The 15753-nt window shown below is 63.6% G+C and carries 10 protein-coding genes; 1 reads left to right on the plus strand and 9 read right to left on the minus strand.

The window, feature by feature from the left end; translation table 11 throughout:
• Positions 1-229 precede the first annotated feature (229 nt).
• The 7 genes from HZA32_04855 to HZA32_04885 form a co-directional block, all read right to left on the minus strand.
• Positions 230-1144, minus strand: coding sequence for a hypothetical protein (locus HZA32_04855; GenBank protein MBI5423392.1), 915 nt, complete (start codon positions 1142-1144; stop codon positions 230-232).
• Positions 1145-1421: 277 nt separating this feature from the next.
• Positions 1422-4772 (minus strand): ribonucleoside-diphosphate reductase subunit alpha, encoded by a 3351-nt coding sequence (locus HZA32_04860; GenBank protein MBI5423393.1) that lies wholly within the window; start codon positions 4770-4772, stop codon positions 1422-1424.
• Positions 4773-4898: 126 nt separating this feature from the next.
• Positions 4899-5984 (minus strand): ribonucleotide-diphosphate reductase subunit beta, encoded by a 1086-nt coding sequence (locus HZA32_04865; GenBank protein MBI5423394.1) that lies wholly within the window; start codon positions 5982-5984, stop codon positions 4899-4901.
• Between the two features lie 554 nt (positions 5985-6538).
• Complete coding sequence (locus HZA32_04870) at positions 6539-7522, minus strand: hypothetical protein (GenBank protein ID MBI5423395.1); 984 nt, start codon at positions 7520-7522, stop codon at positions 6539-6541.
• Positions 7523-7889: 367 nt separating this feature from the next.
• The gene (locus tag HZA32_04875) at positions 7890-8384 is read right to left on the minus strand and encodes a hypothetical protein (protein ID MBI5423396.1); all 495 of its coding nucleotides are present in this window, start codon (positions 8382-8384) and stop codon (positions 7890-7892) included.
• Between the two features lie 132 nt (positions 8385-8516).
• Entirely contained in the window at positions 8517-11855 is a 3339-nt protein-coding gene (locus tag HZA32_04880) for a TonB-dependent receptor (protein MBI5423397.1), read from the minus strand.
• A 223-nt stretch (positions 11856-12078) separates the two neighbouring features.
• Positions 12079-12774, minus strand: a complete 696-nt coding sequence (locus HZA32_04885) for a DUF4412 domain-containing protein (GenBank protein ID MBI5423398.1) — start codon at positions 12772-12774, stop codon at positions 12079-12081.
• A gap of 139 nt (positions 12775-12913) precedes the next feature.
• On the opposite strand from HZA32_04885, the gene HZA32_04890 reads away from it, so the two are divergent.
• On the plus strand, positions 12914-13369 hold the full coding sequence (locus HZA32_04890; GenBank protein ID MBI5423399.1) for an acyl-CoA thioesterase: 456 nt from the start codon (positions 12914-12916) through the stop codon (positions 13367-13369).
• Positions 13370-13384: 15 nt separating this feature from the next.
• Here HZA32_04890 and HZA32_04895 read toward each other — a convergent pair whose 3' ends face one another.
• Positions 13385-15088, minus strand: coding sequence for a HAMP domain-containing protein (locus HZA32_04895; protein ID MBI5423400.1), 1704 nt, complete (start codon positions 15086-15088; stop codon positions 13385-13387).
• Between the two features lie 4 nt (positions 15089-15092).
• A complete protein-coding gene (locus HZA32_04900; GenBank protein MBI5423401.1) occupies positions 15093-15743 on the minus strand; it encodes a methylamine utilization protein in 651 nt (216 codons plus the stop codon).
• Positions 15744-15753 lie beyond the last annotated feature (10 nt).

Genomic DNA, 15753 nt, shown 5'->3' on the forward strand with positions numbered 1-15753 from the left:
CCGCCCGAATCGCGCGAGCCCCCATGGGGGCTCCTGAGGACCAGATCAGTCCTGCGCTTGCACCCGAATCCTCCGTCAGTAAACCAACCACAACCAACCCGGCTGTCTCATTTTGACCTTACAGCGACGGGGGGCAGGTCACCGCCGTTGCGCATGGTTTCGATGCTGTAGGCGTTCTTCTCGCCTTCGGGGCAGACCTATTTCGGTGTTGGCGAGCTGCTATGTGGGCTCACTGGCGCGGGTCCTTGAAGTCGGCTTCCTTGATTTGATAGTCGGCGCGGTTCAGGATGTGCGTGCCGGACATGATCATGGCGTCACCGACGGCGAGGCGGCCGACGATGGTGTCGTCGGTCTCGCTCACGACGAGAATGGGGAGGTCGAACTCGAAGTTGACCATCGCGAAGCGTCCTTTGGCTTTCACTTTCTTGGTGCCGGTGAGTTTGCCGTGAGCATCATCGGCGCAGACTTGCACGGCGCGGCGGAGCGCGGTGGCCATCGCTTCGCTGAAACGGTTCTGGGTCATCCAGCCATCGGCCCCTTCGACGGCATATTCGCCGGGAGCGCGAACGAAGTAGCGCACGGACCAAGCGGGATCGCTGCCGGCGGCTCCGGGAACCTGCGCGGAGAGCATGGCGTAGAGTCGGGCCTTGCCGGAATCCATCACGGTGAAGACGGCGTGCGGAGAAAGCTGCAGTTGAGCGGCCGCGTCGGTGGCGGTCCATTGCGGGGCATGGCCGGCGGCGATGGTTTCCTGCAGCGCGGCGCGGGTGAGCGAGAGGAGATCGGTCACGGAGCTTTGCGCGGAGGCGCCGAAGCGGGATTCGGCGGAAGATTTGTTGGCGGCGTCGGCGACGAGCACGCCGACGACACCGAAGAGCATGCTGACGCCGAGTCCTTTCTGGTGACCGCTGATGACGATCTCGCGTTTGTCGTCGTAGTAAGCCCCGACAGGCAGCTCGCTCATCTTGGAGAGCGGCTTGGCAACGATGGCGACGGTCGCGGGTTTGGCGGGAGTCGGATAGTTGGCGATGTGGTTGAAGCTGGCGCAGCCGGAGAACACGGTAGTGGTCAGCAGGGCCAAGCCGAGCCGCAGCGCGGTCGCGGATTGAAGGATAGAACGGGTATTCAGGGACGAGGTGGGCATGGGGGAATAAAAAAGGGCCATGCGCGACGTGAAGACGTCGCGGCTGGCCCGAGCGAAAAAATGCAGGCGTTGTGTGGTGAGGCGAGCTTGGAGTTGCCGGGAGCCGGACGTCGCGGGTGAATGCGCCGATGCGGGCGGGGGGCGTCGAGTTACGTTGGCGCGACGTGCGGGTGTGAGGCAGCGGCGGGCCCAGCGGTCCCGCCCTACCAAAGAGAAAGGCGCCCGGGTGGGGCGCCTTTCGAGAGAACGAGAACGATTAAGAGAACGAGAACGATTGTTACTGGCAGGCTTCGCAGGTGCCGCCGTTGCGCATGGCTTCGATGGAGCACGCGTTCTTCTCCGCCTCCGTGTAGGTCTTCTTGGCTGCGGTGGCGGCGTCGCGGGTGGCGGCCGCGGCCAAGTCACGCGTCGCGGTTTCGGCTTTCGTTTCGCCGGTGGCGCCGCGCATTTCCTTTTTCACGCTGACGGTGGCCTTCTCGATGTTGGAGGCGCCGAGCGTGCGGAGGTAATACGTGGTCTTCAGGCCGGTCTTCCAGGCGTGGCGATACATGTGCGAGAGCGTCTTCAGGTCCGGCGTCTTGAGCCAGAGGTTCACGCTCTGCGATTGGTCGATCCACTTCTGGCGGCGGGCGGCGGCGTCGATCACCCACTTGTAGTCCACGTCGAAGGCGGTGCGGTATTTCTCCTTCAGGTCGGCCGGCACGGCTTCGATGTCGGCGAGGTCACCGTCGAAATACTTGAGCGCATCGATCATCTCCTGGTTCCAGAGGCCGCGGGCCTTGAGGTCTTCGACGAGGAACGGGTTGATGACGACGAATTCGCCCGAGAGGTTCGATTTGACGTAGAGGTTCTTGTAGTAGGGCTCGATGCAGGGCGACGTGTTCGTGATGTTGGAGATCGTCGCGGTGGGGGCGATGGCGAGGCAGTTGGAGTTGCGCATGCCCTGCTTGGCGATCTTGGCGCGGAGGGGCTCCCAGTTCATCTTGCCGCCGCGCGGGACGTCGACGGGGACGCCGCGTTCCTGCTCGAGGAGGTCGAGGGTGTCCTGCGGGAGGAGGCCGCGGTCCCACTTCGAGCCCTTGTAGCTGGAGTAGGTGCCGCGCTCGGCCGCGAGGTCGGAGGAGGCTTCGTAGGCGTAGTAGGCGATGGCCTCCATGAACTCGTCGTTGAACTCGACGGCTTCGGGGGAGGCGAAGGCGACGCCCTTCATGTAGAGCGCGTTGGCGAGACCCATGACGCCGAGGCCAACGGGGCGGTGGCGCATATTGGAGGTCTTGGCGGCAGCGGTCGGGTAGAAGTTGATGTCGATGACGTTGTCGAGGGCGCGGAGGGCGATGCGGATGGTGTCGCGCAGCTTGTCGTGATCGAGCGAGCCGTCGGGCTTGAGGTGCGACTCGAGGATGACGGAGCCGAGATTGCAGACGGCGGTCTCGTCGTTGGAGGTGTTGAGCGTGATCTCCGTGCAGAGATTGGAGCTGTGGATGACGCCGGCGTGGTCCTGCGGGGAGCGGAGGTTGCAGGGATCCTTGAAGGTGATCCAGGGGTGGCCGGTCTCGAAGAGCATCGAGAGCATCTTTTTCCAGAGCTCGATGGCCTCGACCTTGTGGCCTTGGATTTTGCCTTCCTCGGCGAGCTTTTCGTAGTGCGTGTAGCGCTCCTCGAACTTGCGACCGTAGGTTTCGTGGAGATCGGCGACCTCGTTGGAGCGGAAGAGCGTCCAGTGCTGGCGGCCTTCCATGCGCTTCATGAACAGGTCGGGAATCCAGTTGGCCGTGTTCATGTCGTGGGTGCGGCGGCGGTCGTCGCCGGTGTTACGACGGAGTTCGAGGAACTCGAAGATGTCGTTGTGCCACGATTCGAGGTAGGCGCAGCCGGAGCCCTTGCGCTTGCCGCCCTGGTTGACGGCGACGAGCTGGTCGTTGTGGAGCTTCAGGAACGGGATGACGCCCTGCGACTCGCCATTGGTGCCGGCGATGTGTGCGCCGGTGCCGCGGACGGCGGTCCAGGAACCGCCGAGGCCGCCGGCCCACTTGGAGAGCTGGGCGTTTTCGGCGATGCCGCGATACATGATGCCCTCGAGGCTGTCGTCGACGTAGTAGAGGTAGCAGGACGAGAGCTGGGAGTGGAGCGTGCCGGAGTTGAAGAGCGTCGGCGTGGAGGAGCAGAAGCGGCGGCTCTTGTAGAGCGAGTAGAGCTGGATCGACCAGTCCTCGCGGTCGGACTTTTCGTCGAGGAAGAGGCCCATGGCGACGCGCATCCAGAAGAACTGGGGCGTCTCGAGGCGGCGCGAGCGCTTGCCGGTCTTGTCGATGATGAGGTAGCGGTCGTAGAGCGTCTGGACGCCGAGGAAGTCGAGCTCGAGGTCGGCCGACGGGTCGATGGCGGCGGCGAGGCGGGCGAGGTCGTATTCCTTGAGGCGCGGCGTGAGGCGCTTGATGTCGATGCCGCGGAAAATGTAGGGCGCGAAGGCGGCTTGGTGGAACTGCTTCAGTTTGCCGATGCCGTCGCGGACGATGTCCCAGCCGAGGACTTCCTCGTAGATGTAGGTGAGCTGGATGCGGCCGGCGAACTTGGCGAAGTCGGCGTCCTTTTCGATGAGCGTCTTGGCGTTGAGGACGATCGTGTTGTTGAGGTCGCCCTGCGCGATGTTGTCGAAGGTGGAGCGGCGGAGCTCGGCCTCGATCTGGTCGGAGGTGAGGCAGAGGTTGAGGCCGATGGAGGCGAACTCGATGCGCTTCTTGAGATCCTCGCCGTTCCAGAAGTAGGTGGAGCCGTCGGCGCGCTGGACGACGATCATGGAGTTCTGGCCCTGCGGGACGGTGGTGTCGGCGGCCGGAGCGGCGGTGTCGGGCGCGGCGACGACATCGGTGGCGTGGCGGGCGGCGGACTCGTTGGCGCGGGAGGCGTGGCGCATCGCGCGGTAGAGAATGTAGTCCTCGGCGACCTTGTAGTGGCCGGCCTTCATGAGCTCTTCCTGGACCATGTCCTGGACTTCCTCGATGTGGAGGAAGGCCTGCTTGAGCGTGGCGGCGCGGGCGGTGACGGCGCGAGCGATGGCGGGGGCGGGCGCGGAATCCTTCTTGAGGGAGAGGAAGGCCTTGCGGATCGCGATCTCGATCTTGGCCTCGTTCCAGGGGACGACCTGGTTGTTGCGGCGGATGAGTTTCACGGCGACGGCCGGCTGCTCGCGGGAGGTGGCGAGTTTCTGGGCGCGCTTGTGGAGGAGGGACTTCGCGACGTCGTGGGCGTTGTTGTCGACGAGGGTTTTCTCGATGAGCACGTAGAGATCGTGGAGGGAGACGCGGAGCGGGCCGCGGGTGAGGGCCTGCTTGGTGAGGTTGGAGGCGACTTCGCGGGTGACGTCGGCGACGAAGCGCTGGTTCTTCTCGTTGAAGATGTCCTTCTCGCCCTTCGCGAGCATGAGGTTCGCGAGGGACTTGCCGACGGTGTCGGCGACTTCGGCGAGGTCGAAGCGCTCGGTGCCGTGCGGGCAGAGGACTTCGACTTCGGGGACGGTGACGTCCTCGCGGAGGACGTCGCGCCAGTTATAGTTGGGTTTCTGGTCCTGCGGGGTGCCCGTGAATTTCTTGAGGGCGAGGTCGGTGTGGACGGAAGAGGTGTCGCTCATGGAGATAGTGCTGCTGACGATGCGTGGGGTGACTGACGGGAGGGGTAGGAAAGTGGGGCGCGAAAAAGAAGGCAGAGCCGCCCGGGGGACGGTGCCGCCTTCGCTTTTGCGGGCGAGGCGGACTGGTTAAAGGTCGTCGTCGCTCGTGTTCTGGAGGGCGGACGATTTCTGGTATTCAGTAACGCGGCCCTCGAAGAAGTTCTGCTCTTTCTTGATGTCCATCATCTCGGCCAGCCAGGGGAGCGGGTTCTTGACGCCCGCGTTGAGCGGGGCAAGGCCGCAGCCTTCGAGCCGGCGGTCGGCGATGTAGTCGATGTAGGTCAGAAATTCGTCGATGGAGAGGCCGACGGCGTTCACCGGCAGGCAATCGCGGATGAAGTCCTTCTCGAGGGCGACGGCCTCGGCCATGGTCTGGCGCAGCTCCTCCTTGAACTCGGGCGTCCAGATCTCGCGGTTTTCCTCCATGAGATCCATGAACAGATTGCGGAGGAGCTCGATGTGGTTGGACTCGTCGCGGAGGGTGTAGCGGAACATCTGGCCGATGCCGGGGAACTTGTTCTGCCGGTAGAGCGACAGGATCATGCCGAAGAGGCCGTAGAACTGGGTGCCCTCCATGCACTGGCCGAAAACGAAGATGTTTTTCGCGAAGAGCTGCTTGTTCTTCGGGGCGTTCATGTCGAGGTCGCGGCGGAGGTCGCGCGAGACCTTGTTCACGAACTCGTTTTTGCGGACGATCGACTTCACGTCGTCGAACATCGCTTCGCACTCGTGCGGGTTCACGCCGATCGAGGCGATCATGTAGAGCAGCGAGTCAGCGTGGATGTTCTCCTCGTGGGCGTGGCGGCCGAGGACGAGCTTGAGCTCGGGCGCGGTGACGACTTCGCGGATGACGTGCTGGATGTTGTCGCCGACGATGCCCTCGGCGGCGGAGAAATAGCCGACGCCCATGCGGATGATCCAGCGTTCCTGATCACTGACGGCCTTCGCATCGCGCCACTGCTCGATGTCCTTGCCCATCGGGATGTCCTCCGGCTCCCAATGGTTGGCCTTCATCTTTTTGTAGAGATCGTAGGCCCACTGGTATTTCAGGGGGAGGAGGTTGAAGTAGGGGACTTGGCGGCCGTTGATGACCTTTTTCCCCGCAAACGCGGCTTCGGCCTTCTCCTGATCGAGGGTGAAGGTTTTGGTGCCGACTTGGAAAGTTTTGAGCATAGCTAGTGCGTGTGTGTGACGAACGAGAAACGTGTGTGTTTTGCCATGGGCAAAACCATCTTCTGGAGGTCATAGAAGCGCGCAGGACGCCCAAGCGAACCGAAGTTGCTGGAACTTCCTCACACGTTGCTGACCACCACAGGATGTGGCTGCCCGGAACCAAGGGCACTACTAATGGTAGTGGCCTATACCCCGTCAATTTTTTCCCCGAAACAATCGCGACATTTTTTGGTGGACAAAAATTGCACTGAAATCCGCCGTGCTGCGGTCGCGAAAATTTTCGCGCGACACGTGATTTTCAGAGGGAAAATGTCCCGCGTGCGCCGCGTCGCAAATCCGCGGAAAAAGATATTGACGCTGTTTTGCACGACGCGTGGTGCGGTTTTCAGAGGGAGTTTCTTCGTGCCGCTATGCGCGTCGATTCCGGCGCCGCGATTCTCCTCTGGCGGAGAGCGTGGTGTGGCGCGCGGCGCGCCATAGTCGCGGGTTTCTCAAGGGGTAATCCGCCCTAGCGCCGGCGAAGCCACAGCGAACCGTCGCCACGCGCGCGGGGTTCAGTTGCGGTAGAGCCGGCCCGCGAGGTAGGCTTCGCGTTGCGCCGCGAGGCGCTTGAGCAGCGCGGAGGGCGTGTTGGCGATGACTAGTTTCTCCGCTCGCTCCAAGGCTCGCAGGGCGCCGCTCCAGTCGCCGGTCGCGGCCAATGCAGCTCCGAGCGCACTCCAGCTTTCTGGCACGCTTGGGTCGAGGCGGGTGCTTTGCTGCGCGAGCCGGCGCGCGAAGTCTCGCTGCGCGGGCGTGACCTCCGCGGCCGTGGCGAGAAGCCAGGCGAGACCGTTCGCCGCGCGCGTGTCGGTGACTTGCTCGTGCAAGGCGCGCTCGAAGAAGCGCGCGGCTGCGCCGTGTTGTCGTCCCTCCGCGAGCCATTCGCCTGCCTGCGTCAGCAGGCGATAGCGCGCGGCGGGCGGTGCGCCGGCGATAGCCTGTTCCAACGCGGGGATGGCTTCGTTCCATCGTTGCGCGGCGAGCAGAAACTCTGCGCGGCGCAGTGCCGCCGGAGCGAAGCCGAGCGTGGCGGAGCGAGTGAAGGCTGCGAGCGCCCGCGCGGTTTCGCCGCGCTGCGCGAGCATGTTCGCTAGGTGGAATTGCGCCTCTCCGGCTGTCTGCGTGGAGTCCACGGCGAAAATCTGCACGCGCGTGCCACTCGGCGAGCTGGCGAGGGTGACCTCCGGCAGCGCGCGCAACCACGAGGGAATCTCGTCGCTGCGGAAAATACGTGGCGCGAAGGCTTGGTTCAGTTCGTCCGCGCTCGCGTGCGGACGCGCGAGCCGGAGTATCTCATCGAGGACATCGTCCTCGGTGCAGAAGACGAAGTGCGTGATCGCGTGACGGCGGACGAGTGTTTCGGCTGCGGCGTCGGACGCTGCGGCGGCGATCTCGGCCATCGCATGCAAGCCGGCGCGGTTTTCCCAGTAGAGAGTGCCGATCGTGCGAAAGTCGCCGTAGAAGGAGAGGTCGAGCGCAGTGTTGGCGTGCTCCACACGACGCGATTCGCAGACGAGCCGAGCGCGCGCAGCACCGCGGCGAACCAGTTCTGCGAACGGGACCGCAAGGATCACCGGCAGGTTACCGGCGGTGGTGCGGGCGCAGAAGAAAAAGGCGCGGATCGGACAATGAAAAAGGCGGCCGCGTTGCCGCCGCCGCCTTCGCGGGAATTCGGATCAGCGTTCGCTTAGAACTCGTAGCGGGCGCTGAAGAGGATCGACCAGCGGGTGGCGGCGGGCTCACCACGGCCGAGGGACGGCGCGAAGCCGCTGCCGGCCGTAGCTCTGGCCGTTGATGTTGGTCGAGCAGGTGCCGTTCGCGAGCGCGCTGCTAGCTTGGCTCGCCGCTGATCACCCGAAGAGATCAGTAGACGATTTGGCTTGAGGCTGAGCAGTATCCAATTCCGTTCGCTTGCGCCCAAGCTTCAACCTCAACTATACCACTACCTAGATTTACATCGGATACAGAGCCACCCGGGAAGGAGGCTTGGGACGCGATCCAGTCTCCGGATTCGTTTTTGTAGATCCCAGACATCGTGAGTATTCCCGTGCAGAACTCGTTCGCGGTTCTGGTGTATTGCTGGCTGCCGATTCGCAGAAAGATCGTGGCTGCCACGCGCGGGTCGAACTCATTGGGGCCATTCATTATTGGAGTATAGTCTGGCTCGTAACCGTAAGCGTCGGCTTCCACCGAGATGGAGTCGACATAGGTGCCGTAGGCGTTCAGGTCTACAGTTGCGAAGCCACCGTTTGCGCCGCCGTTAGCAACAAACAAGCTTTCGACGGTAGCGTATCCCGCCGTAGCCAGCGTGGCGGCAAGCGCGATCATTGATATCACACGGAACATTTTGGATTTCATATTCTTCTCTCACTATTGGCCCATTTTTTAGTTCGGTGACTTTGTAGTTACGTAATCTTGTTTGTTGGTGGGGCAATGAAAAAGGCGGCTGCGTTGCCGCAGCCGCCTTCGCGGAAATCAGTTCAAGTGGGCTTAGAACTCGTAACGAGCGCTGAAGAGGACAGACCAGCGGGTCGCGGCGGGTTCACCACGGCCGAGCGAGGGAGCGAAGCCGGAACCGGTGTAACTCTTGCCATCGACGGTGGTGGAGTAAGTGCCGTTCGCGAGCGCCGTGCTGACGTTTGAGTAGACGTATTGCTTCGCGACTGTGTCGTAGGTGGCCGCGACCATCGATTCCTTCTTCGTGAAGAATTGGTTCGAGCCGCGAATGATGCCCCACTTGCTGTTCAGGAGGTTGCCGACGTTGAGGATGTCGGCGCCGAGGACGAGCTTGTGGCGCCAGAAGGGCAGTTTGACCTCCTGCTTGACGCTGAAGTCGAACTGGTTGACCCACGGGTAGCGGTTGGAGTTAGCGCCGGAGTAGGTTCCTTCCTGCAGACCAAAGCGATCGACGATCTTGAAGAAGTTCTCCTGGTCGGTGGTGCTGGCGAAGCGGACCTTTGAGTCGCCGCCACGGACGGGGATGTAGACGAGGTCGTTCTGCGTCTGGCTGTCGCCGTTGAGGTCGCCGGAGTAGACGAAGCTGAACGGATAACCGGAGCGGCCTTCATAGAGCAGCGAGAACGTCGTGGGGTTGTTCTTCACGAATTCGAAGTCCTTGGTGACATTGATGAGGATGCGGTCGCGGATCTCGAGTTCGGCGGTGTGGAGTTCTTGGGCGTTGATGTTGAAACCGACGCGATTGTTCCAGTTGGACGCGGCGACGGAGGAGGTGCCGAAGGTCACTTCCTTGGCATTCGTGAGGACGTAGGACGCCTTCCAATACCAACCGTCCTTCGTGCGCGGGCGCTCGAGGGAGACGATGTAGGATTGGGATTCACCCTTGTCGGCGTTCGTCAGCTTGATGATGCGGGCGCCGGAAGCGGTGGAGTTGACGAAGGCGGTGCTGACCACCTTGGTGCCGGTCGCGATGCCGGAGGTGTTGGCGCCAGACCAATACAGCGTGCGGCCGTCGGGGCCGGTGCCGGTCGCGGCGATGTTCACGTTCTGGTAGAACACATCCTTGTTGGTCTTGGTGAACTCGATTTCGGCGGTGGCCTTCAGGCCGAGGATGCCGAGTTCGCGTTCAACGGCGAGGTTGGACTTCCATTTCGAGGGCAGTTCGAAGTTGGGGTCCATGAAGTTGACGGTCATGACGGAGCCGAGGGCGCCGGAGGCGACCTGCTTCTTCGGGTCGGCCGAGATGATGGGCGCCAGCGGGCTGCCGGTGATGCTCGTGCCGGCGGTCCACGACTTGTAGTTCATGCCGGTGTTCGAGTAGCTGTTCGAGATCCACACGCGGGGAGCGCGCCCGTAGAAGAGGCCGACGCCGCCGCGGATGGTCGTCTTCTTGCCGCCGAAATCCGGCTGCCAGTTGAAGCCGATGCGCGGTTGGATGATCTTCTTGCCGTCGTAGGTGGAGTCGTTGCGATACCCGAAGATGCTCTCGAAGTTTTGGATGCCCGGGGTGACGGCATCGGTGTCGACGTTGTTGTAGGGAACAGCGTCCGGGAGAAGTGCGACATCGATGCGCGCGCCGACATCGATTTTGAGTTGGGGCGTCACGCGCCAGGCATCGTTGAGGAAGAAGCCGGCGTTGGCCTCGCTGAAGCGAGCGGCGGGTTCAACTCCGTCGATGATCTGGTTGTAGGCGTAGGAGAAATAGTTCAGCGTGCCGTTGTTCAGGGCTGCGAGGCTTTGGAACTGCGGGAGGCCGTTACCGGAGGAGCCGTTGCTGAACGTGTAGGAGCCATTCGTGTTCTGGACGAACAGGTTGTAGATGTCGGCCGTGTCGTATTGGATGCCGCTTTGGAGCGTGTGATTGTCGGCGAGTTCGTAGGAGGCGAAGGCCTCGATCGTGTCGGTCTTGACGTCGAGCACGTTCGATTGGCTGCTGCTCTCGGTGCCGAAAGTCACGAAGGCCGTGTTGCTGGAGCCGGCGACCGGGATGTTACGGATCGTGACGTAGGGCTGCTTCGGGTCAGCGGTGCCGCGCTCGGAGTGATACTTGGAGCGGGAAACGGAGAGTTCGGTATTCAGCTTGTTGGACCAACGGCTGATCAGCTGGCCGATGTAGGAGGTGTTTGAGATGTTCTGTTGATACCAAGCGGTATCGAAGGAGAAGTTGTTCTCGGAAATACCGGAACCGAAGTTGGGGAACGTCGGGCGGCTGGATTCCACCTTGTTGTAGCGGAAGGTCGCGCGATGGTCGGCATTGATCTGCCAGTCGAGCTTGGCGAGGAGGTTCTCGTCCGTGAGCTTGTTGGCCGACGGCGGAGTCGCACTGCCGGTGGTGAAGCCGAGGGTCTTGGCCGTGTCAGTGATGGTCTTGACGGTCGCGTCGTCGAGGCGGGTGACCGGTGAAGGGGCGACGCGGTTTTCGTCGACCTTCTCATAAGCGGCGTAGAAGAACAGTTTCTTGGGGATGATGGGGCCGCCCAGCGTGATGCCCTTGGTCTCCTCGCTGAAGTTGGTCAGCGGGCGGGGAATCTCGTCGACGGTGTCGGCGGCGAGTTGCTGGCCGAAGAGCGTGCGGCCGCGGTAGGTGTAGTAGGCGGAACCCTTGAACTGGTTGGTGCCGCTCTTGGTGATCGCGTTGATCTGGGCGCCGACGAAGCCGGCGTTGCGGGAATAGTAGGGCGAGGTGTTGATCGCGAGCGCTTCGAGGGAGTCGAGCGGGATGACGTTGCGCTCGGCGGCCGTGTTGTTGGCGTTGAGGCCGAACGGGTCGGAGGCATTCACGCCGTCCACTTGGATCGAGTTGTAGCGGTTGCTCGTGCCGGCGACGGAGATGGCGCGGTCGGAGGGATCGCGATTGTAGCTGATGCGCGGATCGAGGCGCGCGAGGGAGTTGATCGAGCGGTCGCCGCTCGGGAGATTGCGAATGTCCTTGTTGTTGAGGTAGGAGCCGGAGCCCGTCTGGTTCGGGTCGAAAAGCGAGTCGGTGGCCGAGGCGGTGACCTGGAAGGCCTCAAGCTGCACGACTTCAGCGCGCATCTTCAGGTTCACGTCGGCACCGGTGTCGATGTCGAGGTAGACTTCGCGGACTTCCGTCTTGGCGAAAGTCGGAGCGACGGAAGTGACGGTGTAGGGGCCGCCCGGACGGAGGCCGCGGAGCACATAGGTGCCGTCCGCGCGCGACGTGGCCGTGTAACTCGAGCCCGTGGGCTCGTGGGTGACGGTGATCGCCGCATTGGCGACGGGTTGGCCTTGGTCGTTTTGAACGGTGCCGTTCAACGACGAAGTCGTGATGACCTGGGCGAACGCCGAAGCCGTGATCAGGCTAAGGGCCGTCGCCGCAAGCGCGATAAACCTAACGAACGATTTATGCATGGTGCAGATGCAGTTGTTGGTGTTGGGAAACCCAGAGGAACCACTCCGAGGTTTGAATGGCCCAGCGAACGCCTGCGCTATGGCTGAGTCAAGCCCTCATCCCCCCGGCAAACGCCCGCTGAGTGCCGAATTTTCCGGGCTGTAACAAAAACGCGCGCCGGGGTTGGGCGCGCGGGAAAATTTCCTGCGATTCGCACCGCGCAATCGATGCGGCGAGGCGATCTCAACCGCCGAATCCGCCCATGCCCGGCATGGCGAACTTTTGGAAACCGGCCGGGGGCGCGAAGAGATCGTCCGGCACGTTGCCCGGCTCGATTTTCTTCGCCTCGAGGCGGAACGTCTCCTTGCCCTTGGCGTCGTGGCCGACGACGCGCAGCGGGAACGCGCCCTTCTTGTCCTTCAGCACCTGCTCCCATGCGTTGCCTTCGGCCTTGGCCTTGCGGACGCCCATCATCCCGCCCATCGGATTGCCGCCGCCCAGGCCCATGAAAGAACCGAGCTGCTCCGTGACCCACATCTCGGTGGTCTGGCCGCGGTCGGTCATGACGTATTCCTCACAATCGTAGCCGAGGATCTTCTCGGTGCGACCGGTCTTCTCGACTTTGACGTCCTTCGCTTCGTGTCCGCCCTTGCCGTCGCTGGGCGTGCCGCGCATCGGCATCGTCATATACATCCGCTGTTCCGCCATCAGGATCGTCATCTCCTGCTTGGCGGCGTCCATGATCATGGCCGCGCCCGCGGCTTCCTTCATCTTTGGCTCGAGCCGCACGAGCGCGCCTTTCATCGCGTAGTCGATCACCTGTTCCCGGCCCTTGCCGTCGGAGAAGCCGAGCGAAACCCGGCCTTCGAACGCGAGCGCGCTGAGCGCGGAAACCGTGACCAAGCCGAGAAACGCAACGGTGCGGGAGAGTGCTTTCATGGCGCGAAACCTACGAGCGGCCACGAAACGCTCAAGCTCGCGACCGCGCGCGCCGCCCCGACTTTCGCCTAGGTGAACGGCCCACGCCGCGCGCACTTCCGGCGTTGCGTCGCGTGGTGCCCGGACAATCCTCGGGCGCATGGTTTCCGAGTTTTCGATCACGCGCACCGTCGAGTTCGCCGAGACGGACATGGCGGGAATCATGCATTTCTCGAATTACTTCTGCTGGATGGAGGCTTGCGAGTCGGCGTTCTATCGCTCGCTGAACCTGCCGCTCATCTCGTTCGTCCCGGGACAAGTCGTCGGCTGGCCGCGCGTGAACGCCACCTGCGATTTTCGTGCGCCGTTGCGTTTCAACGACACGGTGGAGGTCCAGCTGTTCGTGAAGGAAGTGCGCACGCGCGCGATCGTGCTGCTGTTCCAGTTTCGCAAGGTCACCAAGGGCAAGGCCGACCCCGAACTCTGCGCCCAAGGCGAAATCACCGCCGTGTGTGTGACGGCCGACGGCAAGGGCGGTATGGTCGCCGCGCCGATTCCCGAGGCGTTTCGCGCCAAGGTGCGCGCCGCGCCGAAGGCGGCGTGGTCCGTCGAGTAATTCCGGGACGCCGCGCTACAGGTCCGCGGCGTAGATGCGCACCGGCTCCGTGCGGCCCTTCACGGTCACTTCGCCGAGCGCGCGCAGCTGGCCGGTGGCATTCGCGGCCGCCGCCGTCGCTTCGCTGACGATGATTCGTGCGCCGAAAGCGGCGTCTTTTGTCAGGCCTTCGAGGCGCGCGGCGAGGTTCACGCCGTCGCCGATGACGGTGTAGTTGAGCCGCGTCTGCGAGCCCATGTTTCCGGCGATGACGCGACCGGTGTTGATGCCGATGCCGAGCGCGAGGCGCGGCTTGCCCTCGGCTTCGAGTTCGCGGTTCAGGTCGGCGAGGGCGGCTTTCATTTCGCGGGCCGCGGCGATGGCACGGGCGGCGGCGCCGTCGGTCGCGACCGGCGCGCCGAAGAGCGCCATGATCGCGTCGCCGATGTATTTGTCGATGACGCCACCGTGCTTCTCCACGATCACGCTCATGCGATCGAGGTAGCGGTTGAGCAGCGCGAGCACTTCGTGCGGGGAGAGTTTCTCGCTCAGCGCCGTGAAGTCGCGCAGGTCGGAGAAGAGAATCGTGACTTCGCGCTCTTCGCCGCCGAGCTCGAGCTTCGATTGCAGGAGCTGCGTGGCGATCTCGGGCGAGACGACCTTGCCGAGCAGATCGCGCACGCGGTCGCGCTCGGCGAGGCCGGCGGTCATCTGGTTGAAGGCGGTCGCGAGTTGCCCGAGTTCGTCGGCGCGCGGCAGCTCGAGGCGGCGCGAGTAGTCGCCGGTCGCGACGTGGCGCGTGTGCTCGGCGAGTTGCTGCACGGGCCGGCTCACGCTGCGTGCGAGGCCGAGCGCTGCGAGCGTGGCGACGCACAAGCCGATCACCGTGCCGACAAGCAGCGTTTGTTCGAGGACGCGCGAGGGCGCGAGCTGGGTGCGCAGCGAACGCTGGAGGGCGATCATCGCGGATTCACCGGCGGCGATCGGCAGCATGCGCACGGCGGTGATGTAATCTTCACCGTGCAAGTTCACGAGCGCGGTCGTCGCGTGCGGGCGCGTGGACTCGAGCTGGCTGCTCATGGCGGGCGAGAGTGTGCTGGCCAGCGCCCGGGTTTCGGCGCCGCCGGTGAGGAAGGTCACTTCGACATCGCTACCGGCCTTCAACTCGCTCGCGGTTTCGCGGTCGATGGGGAATCCAATGCCGACCCACGCGACGACTTCGGGCGGCGGCGCGAGCAGCGGCACGAGCACGAGTTGGTAGAGTTCGCGGTCGAAATAGCCGTAGCCCGACGCCTGTTGCGCATCGGAGGCGTCGGCGCGTTTCTGCAATTCGCGGAATGGTGCGAGGTCGCTTTCCTGCGTGGTGGTGCGCGTGGACGAGAGTAGTTTCCCGGTGGGATCGAGCAGCACGATCAGGGGCGCCTGCACGCGCGCGCTGTAGGAAGTGAGGGCGGAGCGCGCGGTGGCGGGGCTGAATTCGTCGGTGAGAAACAGCTGCTTCATCGCGTAGTCGTTCGCCATTAAACGGGCGTCGCGCAGGAGGTTCTCCTCGCGCAGATGGGCGTTGTTGGCGAACTGCCGCGCGGCGCGCCCGAGGTCGGCGTTGATGGTCGCGAGGGCGTTGGAGCGGTTGGCGCGCGAGACGACGAAGTAGCTCGCGATCTGCACGAGCGCGAGCAGGCCGGCGATGAGCACGATGAGGCGCGTGCGAAAATGCCGGAAGCGAAACCAGCCGCGCATGGCGTCAGTAGCCGCTGGCCTTGCCTTCGGGCGTGCGGCGGATGCGGCGGTCGGGCTTCAGTTTCAACGCGTAGTCGAGCGGCGCGGCGCCGGGGCCGATCTTGGCTTCGCGCACGTCGGGCGCGGAGAGGCGCGGATGCCACACCTCGATGCGATAGCGGCCGGCGGGAAGGTGGAGTTGGGCGACGCCGGCGGCGTCGGTTTTCGCGAAGTAGGGCGTCGGCAGCACGACGACGTAGGCGACCATCCAATCGTGAATGTTGCAGCCGAGCGTGACGATGCCCGGCTGATCGAAGAGCACCGCTTCGTGCGAGCCGGGCGCGTAGAGCGGTTTCTCGAAACGCTTCGCTTTCGAGAGCGAATAGATGTGGTGCTGGATCGAGTCTTTGTTCGGAAAGACGACTTCGGTGCCCACGCGCACGACGGTGACGTAGGGCATGTATTCCTGGTCTTTTTGCACGATCTCGACCGGCTCGCCGGGTTCGGCCGGAGGCGAGTTTTGCCCATCGAGCGCGTAGAGCGAAATCACGGCGTCCGGGACGAGCTCGCCTTTGGCGTCGCGGATCACGGCGCGCACATCCGTGTCGGCCGGAGCCGCGGCGAGGCGGGCAACACAAAGAAAGACGACGACGAACAGCGTGGAGACGCGGGGCATGGGGCGGGTG

The organism is Opitutia bacterium, from assembly GCA_016217545.1.
GTDB lineage: Bacteria > Verrucomicrobiota > Verrucomicrobiia > Opitutales > Opitutaceae > Didemnitutus.